Source organism: Allobosea sp. CS1GBMeth4, from assembly GCF_900185715.1.
Lineage (GTDB): Bacteria > Pseudomonadota > Alphaproteobacteria > Rhizobiales > Beijerinckiaceae > Allobosea.
Genome location: NZ_FYAS01000020.1, coordinates 41,099 through 54,440, shown reverse-complemented (window position 1 = coordinate 54,440; position 13,342 = coordinate 41,099). Strand labels below are relative to the sequence as shown.

At 68.9% G+C, this 13,342-nt stretch carries 11 protein-coding genes and 1 pseudogene; 6 read left to right on the top strand and 6 right to left on the bottom strand.

Features of this window, described 5'->3' with window-relative positions; translation table 11 throughout:
• The 3 genes and pseudogenes from CS1GBM4_RS12935 to gmk all read left to right on the top strand — a co-directional run.
• Nucleotides 1–317, top strand: a pseudogene (locus CS1GBM4_RS12935) (hypothetical protein); the annotation flags it as partial.
• A 101-nt stretch (nt 318–418) separates the two neighbouring features.
• Nucleotides 419–1,300, top strand: coding sequence for a YicC/YloC family endoribonuclease (locus tag CS1GBM4_RS12930; RefSeq protein ID WP_186419140.1), 882 nt, complete (start codon nt 419–421; stop codon nt 1,298–1,300).
• Between the two features lie 5 nt (nt 1,301–1,305).
• Complete coding sequence (gene gmk, locus CS1GBM4_RS12925) at nt 1,306–1,953, top strand: guanylate kinase (protein WP_186419139.1); 648 nt, start codon at nt 1,306–1,308, stop codon at nt 1,951–1,953.
• Here the strand turns inward: gmk and rsmA are convergent, their stop codons facing one another.
• The 5 genes from rsmA to lptF are packed head-to-tail and all read right to left on the bottom strand — an operon-like array spanning nt 1,954 to nt 8,689.
• Nucleotides 1,954–2,751 carry a 16S rRNA (adenine(1518)-N(6)/adenine(1519)-N(6))-dimethyltransferase RsmA gene (gene rsmA, locus CS1GBM4_RS24595; RefSeq protein WP_244607206.1) on the bottom strand — a complete coding sequence of 266 codons (798 nt, stop codon included), beginning with the start codon at nt 2,749–2,751 and terminating at the stop codon, nt 1,954–1,956. It abuts the gene before it with no gap.
• Nucleotides 2,752–2,810: 59 nt separating this feature from the next.
• The gene (gene pdxA, locus CS1GBM4_RS24590) at nt 2,811–3,830 is read right to left on the bottom strand and encodes a 4-hydroxythreonine-4-phosphate dehydrogenase PdxA (RefSeq protein WP_186419137.1); all 1,020 of its coding nucleotides are present in this window, start codon (nt 3,828–3,830) and stop codon (nt 2,811–2,813) included.
• A gap of 6 nt (nt 3,831–3,836) precedes the next feature.
• Entirely contained in the window at nt 3,837–6,374 is a 2,538-nt protein-coding gene (locus tag CS1GBM4_RS12910) for an LPS-assembly protein LptD (protein ID WP_186419136.1), read from the bottom strand.
• Between the two features lie 36 nt (nt 6,375–6,410).
• Nucleotides 6,411–7,499: an LPS export ABC transporter permease LptG gene (gene lptG / locus CS1GBM4_RS12905; RefSeq protein WP_186419135.1), complete on the bottom strand. Its 1,089-nt coding sequence runs from the start codon at nt 7,497–7,499 to the stop codon at nt 6,411–6,413.
• Nucleotides 7,499–8,689 (bottom strand): LPS export ABC transporter permease LptF, encoded by a 1,191-nt coding sequence (gene lptF / locus CS1GBM4_RS12900; RefSeq protein WP_186419134.1) that lies wholly within the window; start codon nt 8,687–8,689, stop codon nt 7,499–7,501. Before lptF ends, lptG begins: the two co-directional genes overlap by 1 nt.
• A 238-nt stretch (nt 8,690–8,927) precedes the next feature.
• On the opposite strand from lptF, the gene CS1GBM4_RS12895 reads away from it, so the two are divergent.
• The 3 genes from CS1GBM4_RS12895 to CS1GBM4_RS24585 all read left to right on the top strand — a co-directional run bounded on the left by CS1GBM4_RS12895 (nt 8,928) and on the right by CS1GBM4_RS24585 (nt 11,372).
• Nucleotides 8,928–10,421: a leucyl aminopeptidase gene (locus CS1GBM4_RS12895; protein WP_186419133.1), complete on the top strand. Its 1,494-nt coding sequence runs from the start codon at nt 8,928–8,930 to the stop codon at nt 10,419–10,421.
• A 91-nt stretch (nt 10,422–10,512) separates the two neighbouring features.
• Nucleotides 10,513–10,965: a DNA polymerase III subunit chi gene (locus CS1GBM4_RS12890; protein WP_186419132.1), complete on the top strand. Its 453-nt coding sequence runs from the start codon at nt 10,513–10,515 to the stop codon at nt 10,963–10,965.
• Complete coding sequence (locus CS1GBM4_RS24585; protein ID WP_244607203.1) at nt 10,962–11,372, top strand: hypothetical protein; 411 nt, start codon at nt 10,962–10,964, stop codon at nt 11,370–11,372. Before CS1GBM4_RS12890 ends, CS1GBM4_RS24585 begins: the two co-directional genes overlap by 4 nt.
• A 24-nt stretch (nt 11,373–11,396) precedes the next feature.
• On the opposite strand, the gene CS1GBM4_RS12880 is transcribed toward CS1GBM4_RS24585, so the two are convergent.
• Nucleotides 11,397–13,262: an ABC-F family ATP-binding cassette domain-containing protein gene (locus CS1GBM4_RS12880; RefSeq protein WP_186419131.1), complete on the bottom strand. Its 1,866-nt coding sequence runs from the start codon at nt 13,260–13,262 to the stop codon at nt 11,397–11,399.
• Nucleotides 13,263–13,342 lie beyond the last annotated feature (80 nt).

Here is a 13,342-nt window from a genome sequence, read left to right as displayed (position 1 = left end):
CCCGCCCGCCGCTCGACAGCGGCGTCGATCGCGCCGAGCCGCCGCCGGCTCCGGATCAGCGCACCGAGGCCCCGGCCGGAGCCCGGCCGGATGGCCAGGCCGCGAGCACGCCCGGCCAGGGCGAGCCGGAGACCTTCCCGGTCCCGGGCAACCGCCGCGCCGCGGCTGGCCAGCCCGGGCAAGCTGGCGCCGGAGCCGGCCCGGCCGGCACCAGGGCGCGCGCCTTCGACGCTTCGGAAGGCACGGCGCGCGACCCCCTGCTGAACAAGACCTTCGATCTCAACAGCCCCAAGCAGGTTCCCCAGCTGAAGCCCTGATCCGGAGGCTGACAGCCTCCGGCTTTCCACATCTCGCGCTTGTCGATCTCGCCGCGCCTGAATAGGGTCCGCGCGCAACGCGAGAGGAAAGAGATCGGCCGATGGCGATCGAGAGCATGACGGGGTTTGCGCGCAAGGCCGGGACATCCGGGGCGCACGCCTTCGCCTGGGAGGTCCGCAGCGTCAACGGCCGGGGCCTCGATGTCCGCATCCGTGTCCCGGCCGGCCTTGAGAGTTTTTCCGAGGCGGCGCGCAAGCAGTTCTCCGCCGCCTTCACGCGCGGCACGCTGCATGTCAGCCTCGCCGTCACCAGCGAAGCCGCCGCCGCGCGTCCGCGGATCAATCAGGAGGCGCTTTCGGCCCTGATCGAGGCCACGGCGCGGCTCGAGCTGCCCGACGGTATCGCTCCCGCCACCCTCGACGGTCTGCTTGCGATCCGCGGCGTCGTCGAGGTGTCGGAAGAGGGCGGCGACACCCTCGCCGAGCTCGAGGGCCCCGTGCTCGCTGCGCTCACGCAGACGATCGCGGCGCTGAGCCAGGCGAGGCTCGCCGAGGGGCGGGCGCTCGAAACGATCATCGCCCGCCATCTCGACACCATCGCCCGCCTCACTGACGAGGCGGAAGGCCATCCCGGCCGCAGCGTCGAGGCGATCCGTGCCAGGCTGGCGGCGCAGGTCGCAGCCCTGCTCGACACCGCCGCCGCGCTGGAGCCGCAGCGCCTGCATCAGGAAGCGGCGCTGCTGGCGGTGAAGGCCGATATCCGCGAGGAGATCGACCGGCTCCATGCGCATGTGGCGGCCGCACGCGAACTGCTGTCCGAGGGCGGCCCGATCGGCCGCAAGCTCGATTTCCTGGCCCAGGAATTCGGCCGCGAGGCCTCGACCCTGTGCGCGAAGGCGGGCGACCCGGCCTTGTCGCGGATCGGGCTGGACTTGCGCACGGTCGTCGACCAGCTGCGCGAGCAGGTCCAGAACGTGGAGTGACCGCGATGGCCGATCTCATCCGTCCGGCCCGCCGCGGCCTCATGCTCGTCCTGTCCTCGCCCTCCGGCGCCGGCAAGTCGACGCTCACGCGCACGCTGTCGCAGAAGGAGACGAATCTCGATCTCTCCATCTCGGTGACGACGCGCGGCAAGCGTCCGTCGGAGATCGACGGCGTCCATTACCGCTTCATCGACCGCGACGCCTTCGATCTCCTGCGCGAGCGCGACGAGCTGCTGGAATCGGCCGAGGTCCACGGCAATGGCTACGGCACGCCGCGCAAGCCGGTCGAGGCTGCCCTGAAGGCCGGGCGCGACGTCCTGTTCGACATCGATTACCAGGGCACGCAGCAGATCCTCGAGAAGGCGCGCGAGGACGTCGTCGCGATCTTCATCCTGCCGCCCTCCATGGCCGAGCTGCGCTCGCGCCTGGTCCGGCGGGCGGAGGATGCGCCGGAGGTGATCGCGCGCCGGCTCGCCAATGCCCGCGACGAGATCGCCCGGTGGAGCGTCTACGACTACGTCATCATCAACGACGACCTCGGCGCCGCCTATGAATCGGTCCGTTCGATCCTCGCGGCCGAGCGCCTGAAGCGCAGCCGGGCCGTCGGCATGCCGGCCTTCGTCGAAACCTTGCTGGCCGAGCCGGTCGGCTGATCAGCCGCGCGAGGCCGAGGCGAGCGCGTTGGCGAGCGCGACGAAGCCGCTCACCGAGACCTCCTCGGCGCGCATGGTCGGCGACAATCCCGCCGCCTCGATCATCGCGGCCGGATCGGGGAGCACGGCCTTGAGGCTCTGGCGCAGCATCTTCCGGCGCTGGCCGAAGGCGGCGAGCGTCACCCGCTCCAGAAGCCGCCGGTCGCAGGGCTCCGGCTGCTGCCGAGGCACCAGCTGGACGATCGACGAGGTGATCTTCGGCTGCGGCACGAAGGCGGTTTTCGGCACGTCGAACAGGATCTTCGTCTCGCAGCGCCAATTGGCCAGCACGGCCAGCCGCCCATAGGCCGCGCGCTGCTCCGGCGTCGCGACGATGCGCTCGGCGACCTCGCGCTGGAACATCAGCGTCAGCGACGACCACCAGGGCGGCCATGGTTCGGCGCTGAGCCAGCCGACCAGCAGCGGCGTGCCGATATTGTAGGGCAGGTTCGCGACGATCCTGGCCTCGCCGCCGCCGAGCAGGGCGGAGAGGTCGACGGCGAGCGCGTCGCCGTCGACGACCTCGAGCCGTCCCGGATAACGGGCGGCGATCTCGGCCAGCGCCGGCAGGCAGCGCCGGTCGCGTTCGATCGCGACGACCCGGCCCGCCCCGTTGACCAGCAGGGCGCGGGTGAGCCCGCCGGGGCCGGGGCCGATCTCGACCACGGTCTGGCCTTCGAGCGGCCCCGCCGCGCGGGCGATCCGGCCGGTCAGGTTGAGGTCGAACAGGAAGTTCTGGCCGAGCGCCTTCTGCGCCATCAGCCCGTGGCGCTCCACCACCTCGCGCAGCGGCGGCAGTCCGTCCTGGGCGGCTGCGCTCACGGCGCCGCCCCGCTCTCGGCCGCCGCCATGCGCGCCGCCAGCCGCAGCGCCGCGCACAGGCTGTCCGGCCGCGCGATGCCCCGGCCGGCGATGTCGAAGGCGGTGCCGTGATCGGGAGAGGTCCGGATGAAGGGCAGGCCGAGCGTGACGTTGACGCCGTCGTCGAAGGCGATGGTCTTGATCGGGATCAGCGCCTGGTCGTGATACATGCCGAGCGCCAGGTCGTAGCCGGCGCGCGCTCGCGCATGGAACAGGGTATCGGCCGGATAGGGGCCGCTCGCCTCGATGCCGAGCGCCCGCAACCGCTCGACGGCGGGTGCGACCACCGCCGCGTCCTCCCTGCCGAGCGCCCCGCCTTCGCCGGCATGCGGGTTGAGTCCGCATAGCGCCAGTCGCGGCCGGGAGATGCCGAAACGGCGCCTCAGATCGGCGGCCGCGATCCGCCCGGTCTCGACGATGAGCTCCGTCGTCAGCTGCTCCGGCACCGCCGCCAGGGGGATGTGGATGGTCACCGGGACGACGGCGAGTTCCTCCGACCAGATCATCATCACCGGACGCAGCGTCGCCGCCCGGCCGCGGCCGGCCAGCTCCGCCAGGAATTCGGTATGGCCGGGATGCCGGAAGCCGGCGGCATAGAGCACGCTCTTCGCGATCGGATTGGTGACGAGGGCGCCGGCACGCCCGGTCTCGACGGCCTCGACCCCCCGCTCGATCGCCTCGATCACGCCGGCTGCGTTGCCGGGGTCGGGAATGCCGGGCCGGGCCGGGGTGTGGTGGGCGAGCTCGATCACCGGCAGGGCGGCCGGGAAGCAGGCTTCGGCCTCATCCCAGCCGACGCCGCGCAGCGGCACCGCCTGCCCGAGCCGCTCCGCCAGCCCTGCGAGGCCCGCGATGCTGCCGAGATAGGCGAAGGGCGGGAGCGCCCGCTCTTCGCGCTGCCGCCAGGCGGCGAGCGCCAGTTCCGGGCCGATCCCGGCGGGATCGCCTTGGGTCAGAGCGAGCAGGCGCGGGGCCAAGTTCGCTCAGCGGCTGCTGGAGGATACGCCGTCGCCGACGCTGCTCGTGCCGAGATTCTGCGAATAGCTGATCTCGCCGAGCGTGCGCAGCTCGAGCCGGAACATCAGCGTGCGCGTGTCCTTGGTCGAGCCCGCCTGCCTGTCGGCATAGGACTGCGAATAGGACACGTCGAAGATCGTGCACTCGTCCTGATAGCGCAGGCCGACCGAAGCCGCCGCCGTCTGGAACGGGCCGGTGTTCGGATAGGCCGGGTTCGTATAGCTGGCGGGATTCGCCAGATAGAGCGACACCGCATCGCGATAGCGCTCGCGGTCGTATTTGAACTTGTCGAGGTCGAACAGCACGCTGCCGCGCACGCTCCAATACTGGGCGAACGAGACCGACTGGCTGATGCTCAGACCTTCGCGGCGGCGCGGAATGCCGAGATCGGGCTGCGGCTCGTAACGGCTGTAGCCCACCGTGGTCGACAGGAACTTGTAGCTGAAGGCGGCGGAGGCGTCGACGCGCTGCGGCTCGAAGGTCGATTCGTCGAAACGGCCGCCGGCCTGCAGCAGCAGTCCCTTGAACGGCTGGAGCTGCACCTTGGCGACATAGTCGGAGCGGCGGGTATCCAGTCCCGAGTTGAGCCCGGTATTGGCCAGGTCGCCGCTGGCGTAGGAATTGCGGCCGCCGAGATGGTAGGACTGCCCGACCAGGGCGTTGGCATAGGCGTCCTTGCCGAAGGTCCCGCTGTAGCGCAGCCCGACATTGGCGCGGCTGCCGCCCTCGACCCGGTCGTAGCCGGAGAACTTGTTCCACTCGAACAGGTTGGTGTCGTCGAACACCAGGCTCTGGGCGTCCTCGTTGGCGACGCGCAGGCTGTTGGTCTCGTTCGGGCGCGCGACGATCTGCGCCACCGGCTCGAGGATATGCGTCCCCCAGGACGTCGAGGCGACGAAGGGGAAGCGGTACATCAGGCCGATCGCCGGCATGGCCCGGCCGAACACCTCGTCCGAAATGTCGGCGATCGTGCTGACATTGGCGTTGGTGTAGCTCGTCGTGTTCGGGTTGATCGAGAACACGTCGGCCCTGAGCGAGGCATAGGGCGTCCAGACCTGGCCGATCGGATCGATGAAGTTGCGCCGCCAGTCGACCTCGGCGGTGGCGCGCGCGATCGAGCCGGCGAGGCCGGTCACCAGGCACTGCCCCTTCTGATACACCGCGCAGCCGTCGAACAGCGAATAGCTCGGCGTGGTGATCAGATAGCTCTTCTGGACCGGGAGCTCCTTGTAAGAGGTCGCCTCGCGGGTCAGATGCGTGAGGTTGACGGTGAAGGAGAGCTCGCCGCCGATCATCGACGGCTTGTGCACGCGCTTGTTGTAGTCGACCACGGGGCCGACGATCGGCTGCTGCTTCTGCCAGTCGTAATAAGTCAGCGGCTGGAAGTAGTAGCCGCGCATGTCGAACCACGCGTCGGCGCTCTGGCCGTTGAGCGAGACGGTCGAGGTCGATTCCTGCAGATAGGTCGAGGCCGTGATGCTCTCGCTGCGGATGCGGTAGTTCTTGAAAAAGAACCGGTCGGTCGCGGCTGCGACGTCCCAGCTGAAGTTCCAGCGCGGGTTGATGAAGACCTTGCCGGAGCTCTCGATCGAGCCGCGGAACTTGTCGTCGCCGGCGCCGAAGGGGCTCTTCAGGAAGGCTTCCTTCTCCTGCTGGAAAATGCCGGCGGCGCGGATGTTGTACGAGCCGTTGACGAAGCGGTGCCGCCACTCGACCTGGCCGAGCAGGCCCTGGCGCGTGAGATAGGTCGGCGTGACCGTCAGGTCGTAATTCGGCGCGAGGTTGATGAAATAGGGCAGACCGACGCCATAGCCGAGCGCCGAGGTGTTGATGAACTTGGGCGCGAGAAACCCGCTCTTGCGCTTAACGGTCGCGTCGGGCCCCGACATGTACGGGATGTAGGCGATCGGGATGCCGGCGAACTCCAGCCGGGCATCCTCGTAATAGATCATCTGCTCGGACTTCTTGTGGATGATCCGGGCGGCGCGCACCTGCCAGAAGGGCGGGCGCTCGGGCTGCTCCACGCAGGGCTCGCAGGCGGTGTAGATGCCCTTGTCGAAGACGAAGACCTCGCCGTCGGTGCGCTCGGCGCGCGGCGCGGAGAAGCGCGTCTTGTCGGTGTTCACCACGCGCAGCGAATCGATGAAGCCGTCGCGGAAATCGTCGGTCAGGTTGAAGCGGTCGCCGGTGATGACCGTGCCGTTCGCCTCGGTGATGCGGGCATTGCCGGTCGCGACGACGCGCTTGCTCTGGCGGTCGTAGACGACGCGGTCGGCCTCGATCGTGCGGCCCTGATAGAGGATCTGGACGTCGCCGACGGCGGAGACGGTGTTGTTGTCCTTGTCGTAGACGAGCTCGCGCGCGTCGACGACCATGCGCTCCTGCGGCTTGGCCGCCGGAGTTTGGGCATAGGCGAGGCTCGTCCAGCCGAGGACCGGCGCGAGCGTCGTCGCCAGCGCGGTCGCAGCCGCAAGGCGCGTGATGCGTCTTACGCCGGAAGCCATGAACTCAATCCAAAATTAACCATAGCCACCGTATTCTCAGCCATCTTCCTGATGGAGGAGGGCAAGAGTGCCGAGCAGCGTGCCCACGATCGCGGGCAGCCATGCGGCCACCGAGGCGTTGACGATCCCCGATGAGCCCAACTCTTCAGATAACTGTGTCGCAACATAGAGCACGAACCCGGCCGCGACGCCACCTACCACCAATCTGGTCACACCACCAAACCGGAAAAATCTTAAGGAAACGGATGCCGCGATCAGGATCATGGCGATCAGCAGCACCGGCCGCGCCTTGAGGGCTTCGTAGCGCAGCTCGTAGCGCGTCGTGTCGAGCCCGGCCTTGCGGGTCCGGTCGAGCACGGCCGGCATCGACCAGAACCCGACGGAATCCGGCGGTGTGAAGCTTTGTCGCACCTGGTCGGGCTCCAGCGTCGTCGCGACCAGGTATGTCGAGTAGCTCTGTGGCTCTTCCGTGGCCGAGGTGACGCGGGCTTCCGACAATTCCCAGTAGCCGCGATACAGGACCGCCTGCTTCGCCTCGATCCGCTCGCTGAATCCGCCATCCGGCGAGAAGGTGAAGAAGGCCACCTGGGCGAGCCCCACGCCGTCCTGCAGCGCGGCGGCGGCGCGGATGATCGCCTGGCCGTCGACGCTGCGCTGGCGGATCCAGATTTCCTTCCCGCCCACGACCTGGCCGGTCCGGGCGAAGAGCGAGGCTTCGAGCGCGGTGGCGCGCTGCTTCAGCTCGGCGGCGACCGGGTTGTAGATCCCGATCGAGACGAGGCCGACCAGCCCGGCGACCAGCGCCGCCGGCTGCAGGAACTGCCAGGCGGAGATGCCGACCGAGCGGGCGACGACCAGCTCCAGCTTCCGGCTCAGGTTGAGCAGCGCGAACATGCCGCCGAACAGCACCGCGAACGGGAAGATCTGCTCGGCGACCGAGGGGGCGCGGTAAAGCGCGAGCTGGATGATGCTCGGCGTCGTCGCGACCGGCGAGTCGCCGGCGCGCCGCATCAGCTCGACGAAGTCGAGCGTTGCGATCAGGAAGAAGAAGGTGCCGAACACGCTCAGGATCGCGCGCAGGAAGCGCTGCGTCAGATAGCGGCCGAAGGTCTTGAACAGCAGCATCAGGCGCGCCGGAAACGTGCAGTGAGGGCCAGGAAGGGCGCGATCAGCGGCTCGGTCAGCCGGTCGATCAGCGCCCGCGTCCGTGACCCGAAGCCGATGGCGAAGGCGGCCACGACGATGGTCGTGATCGGCAGGACGTAGAGCAGGGCGACCGCGAAAGGCGAGCGCACGCTGGCGGTCCAGGCGGCATAGGCGCCGATCCTGATCGCGCCGACCAGGAAGATCGCGAGCTGGATCGCCGCGGCGCGGCCCTGCCGGGTCGTCCGCGCCTCGCCGAGAATCGCGAAGGCGACCAGCATGAAGGCGATCGGATAGAGCGGTGCCGACAGGCGGTTGTGCAGTTCCGCCCGGAACCGGCCTTCCTGAATCTTGTAATAGGGCTCGTTCGGGTCCTGGGTGAGCAGCGCCCAGGTGGTCCGCTCGCGCGGCTTGTAGACGACCTTGTCGCCGTCGCCGCCGCCGGCGCCGTCGGCATCGCCCGTCAGTGCCGAGAGGTTCAGCGCATAGCGCTCGAACGAGATGATCGAGCTCGAATTCTGGCTGCGGCTCTCGCGCTGGATCGTGCCCTTCTCGAGCATCAGGAAACTGTTGCCGTCGGCCTCCGCCGACTGTCCGCGCTCGGCGATGTAGACCGCCGGCTGGTTGGGGTCGCGCCGGTCCTGCATGAAGATGCCGAGCAGCGCCTGTCCCTGCTTCTCGCGGTAGTGGAAGGTGACGCCGGAATCGAGCGAGACGAACTGGCCTTCCTTGATGACGTTCGCGACGAAATCGGCGCGGATCAGCGTGATTAGGTCGCGCAGCGAGCGGAAGCCGGCCGGCATCACCGAGAGCGACATCCAGCCGACCAGCGCCGCGGTGATCAGGGTCAGTGTGATGAACGGGCGGGTCAGCCGGTGCGGCGCGACGCCGGCGGCGTTCATCACGATCAGTTCGGAATCGCTGTTGAGCTTGTTGAGCGTGTAGAGCGTCGCCATGAACAGCGCGACCGGCGCGATGCCGGCGATCAGCGCCGGCAGCGAGAGCAGTGTCACGGTGAAGAAGATCAGCACCGTCTGGCCCTTGCCGGTGATCAGGTCGACCTCGCGCAGCGCCTGCGTGACCCAGATCACGCTCGTCAGCCCGATGAGCAGAATCAGTGCCGCCCCGGTGGCGATCTTCAGGATGTAGCGGTCGAGAAGTCCAAAGCGCACGAAGGACGATCCTGGAGCCGGCGGCCCGCGACGAAAGTGAGGAGCCGGATTCACCGATCGGGTTGAATCGATCCGATCGGATCCGGCTCCGGCCAGGCGCTCCCCTTGGACGGCTCGCCTCGACTCCCTATGGTATAGCTTCGATCATGGCGCAAACGGGAATCGTTTGTGGCCTTGGCCGGGCCGGTCCCGGCCGCCTCCTTCCGCCAGCCCTTTTCCCGCAGCCCGTGAGCCGTCGATGTCGCAGCGCCTGAAGCTTGAGGTCAAAGCCCTGAACGCCGTTGCCGGGGAGGATCTCGTCATCCTCGTCTCGGACCGGCTGGCACCACCGAAAGCGGCCGAGGAATGGATCGGGGAGGGCGCCCATGCCCTGATCGCCCGCGCCGCCGCGGCCGAGCGTTTCAAGGGCAAGGCGCTTTCCGGCCTCACCCTGATCGCTCCGGACGATGCCGGCTACGAGCGCCTGATTCTGGTCGGGACAGGGCCGGCCGCCGACCGCGACAAGCTCGACTTCGCCGCGCTCGGCGGCGCCATTGCCGGCCGGCTCGGGCATGGCCGCAGCGCCGACATCGTCGCGGCTCTGCCGGAAGGAGAGCTCTCCGCCGCCGAGATCGCCGAGATCGGGCTCGGATTGCGGCTCAGGAGCTATGCCTTCGATCGCTACAAGACCAGGAGCCGGGACAAGGAGCAGTCCGAGCCGCGGACGGTGACGCTGCGCGTCGCCCATCCGGCCGCGGTCAGGAAGGCCCTGAAGATCCGCGAGGCGGTCGCCGACGGCGTCGAGCTCGCTCGCGATCTCGTGAACGAGCCGCCGAACGTGCTCTTTCCGGAGGAGTTCGCCGAGCGCGCCGGCAAGCTCGGCAAGCTCGGCGTCGAGGTCGAGATCCTCGACGAGAAGGAATTGAAGAAGATCGGCATGCGCGCCCTGCTCGGCGTCGGCCAGGGTTCGCATCGCGAGAGCCGCGTGGTGGTGATGCGCTGGAACGGCGCCGCCAAGGGGGAGAAGCCGATCGCCTTCGTCGGCAAGGGCGTGACCTTCGACACCGGCGGCATCTCGATCAAGCCGGCCGGCGGCATGGAGGACATGAAGGGCGACATGGCCGGCGCGGCCTGCGTGACCGGCCTGATGCAGGCGCTGGCGGCGCGCAAGGCGAAGGTCAACGCCGTCGGCGTGATCGGCTTGGTCGAGAACATGCCGGACGGCAAGGCGCAGCGACCGGGCGACATCGTCACCTCGCTGTCGGGCCAGACGATCGAGATCATCAACACCGACGCCGAAGGGCGGCTCGTCCTCGCCGACGTGCTCTGGTACACGCAGGACCGCTTCAAGCCGAAATTCATGGTCAATCTCGCGACCCTGACCGGTGCGATCCTGGTCGCGCTGGCGCAGGAGAATGCCGGCCTGTTCTCCAACAGCGACGAGTTGGCGGAGCGGCTGGCTGCGGCCGGCAAGGCGACCGGCGAGACGGTCTGGCGCATGCCGCTCTCGCCCGCCTACGACAAGATGATCGATTCGAAGTTCGCCGACATGAAGAACTCGGCCGGACGGCATGGCGGCTCGATCACGGCGGCGCAGTTCCTGCAGCGTCATGTCAACGATACGCCCTGGGCGCATCTCGACATCGCCGGCACCGGCATGGGCTCGCCGAACAGCGAGACCAATCGCTCCTGGGGTTCGGGCTGGGGCGTGCGCCTGCTCGACCGGCTGGTGGCGGATCACTACGAAGGGTGAACGCCTTGCCCATCGCGAGCGCAAAGAAGCGGTCCGAAAGGGCTCGCCCTGCCGCTCCTGGCGGTGACGCCATGGCGAGGCTCTGAGCGCGATGCCCGAGGTCTTGTTCTACCATCTGCAGGCACGCCCGCTCGAGCAGGTCCTGCCGACGCTGCTCGAGCGCTCGCTGGCTCGCGGCTGGAAGGTGGTGGTGGAACTGTCGAGCCGCGAGCGCCTGGCCGCGCTCGACGACCGGCTCTGGACCTATGCCGACGAATCCTTCCTGCCGCACGCGACGGCCGCCGAGCCGGACGCCGCCGCCAACCCGATCGTGCTGACCACCGCCTCGGACAATCCCAACGGCGCGCAGGTTCGCTTCTGCGTTGACGGCGTCCGCATTCCCGACGCATTGGAGCCGTACGAGCGCGTCATCCTGATGTTCGACGGCGACGACCCCGATGCGCTCGCCTCGGCGCGTGAAGACTGGAAAAAGCTGCGGACGCTCGGCATCGCCGCCACCTACTGGCAGCAGGACGAGACTGGCCGCTGGGAGAAGAAGGCGTGAAAGTTCCTGTTGCCCTGGCTCTGGCGGCCGCGCTCGCCGGCTGTTCCGTCGACATGGGCGGATTCTCCTTCGTGTCGAACGAGCGTGGCACCCGCACCAGCAGCGCCTCGGCCCGAATCTCGACGCAGGAGGCGATGTTGACCCCGGAGGGCGAATGCAGCGCCGACGTCTCGCTCGATCCGTCGACCCGGCCGCTGCCGAAGGAGATCGCCGTCGGCATCACCGAATGTGAGCTCGTCCGGCTGAAGAACAAGCGGCCCACCGACGTGCTGATCGGCGAGAGCGGCAAGGGCCAGCGCGAGGTGCAGGTGCTCTATGCCGAGCCGGGCGGCCGCGAGCTCTACCTGTTCACCGACAACCGCCTGAGCCGGATCGTGAAGCCGGGGCAGGGCGAGCAGCAGGGCTGACCGCCTTCGGAAGGTGCCGGCCGCTCACGCGCTCTCCAGTTCCTCGCTCAGCATCAGCCAGTCCTCCTCGGCCGCCGCCAGCGCCTCGCTCAGCTCGCCGCGCTGGCGCGAGAGCTGCAGGGCCTTCTCCGGCTCGCGCGCGAAGGCGCCGTTGGCCAGCGCCGCGTCGACCTTCTCGATCAGCCCGGTCAGCTTGGCGATGCGCGCCTCGGCGAGGTTGAGCTTCTGCCGGAGCGGCCCCAGCGCCTGGCGCTTCGCCGCCGCGCCCTTGCGCTCGTCGGCCTTGCTGGCGGCGTCGGCCTCCGCCTTGCCGCGCTGGGCCGGCTTGTCGCGGCCGAGCACGAAGTCGCGGTACTCGTCCATGTCGCCGTCGAAGCTCTTCACCGTGCCGTCCCCGACCAGCCAGAGCCGGTCGGCGCAGGCCTCGATCAGGAAGCGATCGTGGCTGACCAGGATGACGGCGCCGGGATAGTCGTTGATCGCCTTGACGAGCGCGGTGCGGCTGTCGATGTCGAGATGGTTGGTCGGCTCGTCGAGGATCAGCAGATGGGGCCCGCCGAAGGTGGCGATGCCGAGCATCAGCCGCGCCTTCTCGCCGCCGGAGAGGTTCTTCACCGGCGTGTCGGCCTTGTTGGCGGGGAAGCCGATCTGCGCGGTGCGGGCCCGCACGCGTGCCTCCGGCGCATCCGGCATCAGCTCGCGGATATGGCCGACCGGCGTGTCCTCCATCCGCAGCTCGTCGAGCTGGTGCTGGGCGAAATAGGCGGTCTCCAGCTTGGAGGAACGCCGCATCTCGCCCGAGAGCGGCGCGAGGCGCCCGCCGATCAGCTTGCAGAAGGTCGACTTGCCGTTGCCGTTGGCCCCGAGCAGGGCGATGCGGTCGTCGGGCGCCAGGGTCAGGTTGAGGCGCTGCAGCACCTTGCGCTCGCCATAGCCGGCGCTGGCGTTCTCCAGCACGATCATCGGCGGCGAGAGCGGCCGTTCCGGCGCGGGGAAATTGAACGGCAGCACGTCGCGATCCTCGATGACCGCGATCTCCTGCATCTTCTCCAGCCGCTTGACGCGCGATTGCGCCTGCCGCGCCTTGGTCGCCTTGGCCCTGAAGCGGTCGACGAAGGATTGCAGGTGCTTGCGCTCGGCCTCCTGCTTCTCGCGCGCCTTGGCGAGATGGGCCTGCTTCTCGGCCCGGAGCCGCTCGAAATCGCTGTAGCCGCCGCGATAGATCGTCAGCTTGCCCTGGTCGAGATGCAGGATGTGGTCGACGCAGCTGTCGAGCAGCTCGCGGTCGTGGCTGACGACCAGCACCGTGTGGGGATAGCGCTCGAGATAATCGTAGAGCCAGAGCGTGCCTTCGAGGTCCAGATAGTTGGTCGGCTCGTCGAGCAGCAGGAGGTCCGGCTCGGAGAACAGCACCGCCGCGAGCGCGACGCGCATGCGCCAGCCGCCGGAGAAGTCGGAACAGGGCCGCTGCTGCGCCTGGGCATCGAAGCCGAGCCCGTGCAGCACGGTGGCGGCGCGGGCCGGCGCGGAATGAGCACCGATGTCGGCGAGACGGGTCTCGATCTCGGCGATGCGCATCGGATCGGTCGCCGTCTCGGCTTCCCTCATCAGCGCCGCGCGCTCGGTGTCGGCCGCCAGCACGACCTCGATCAGCGTCTCCGGCCCGCCGGGCGCTTCCTGCGCCACGCCGCCGATGCGCATGCCTCGCGGCAGGGCGACGCTGCCGCCTTCCGGCGAGAGCTCGCCGGTGATGATCCGGAACAGCGTCGTCTTGCCGGTGCCGTTGCGCCCGACGAGGCCGACGCGCGAGCCCGTCGGCAGGAAGGCGCTGGCCTTGTCCAGCAGCAGGCGCTCGCCGAGGCGATAGGTGATGTCGTTGAGGGTCAGCATGGCGAGGGCGGTTTAGCGCGCTTTCGTCCCGGCTGGAATCGGGCGGCGGCAGAATTCGTCCTGCGCCCTCGCCGGATCGT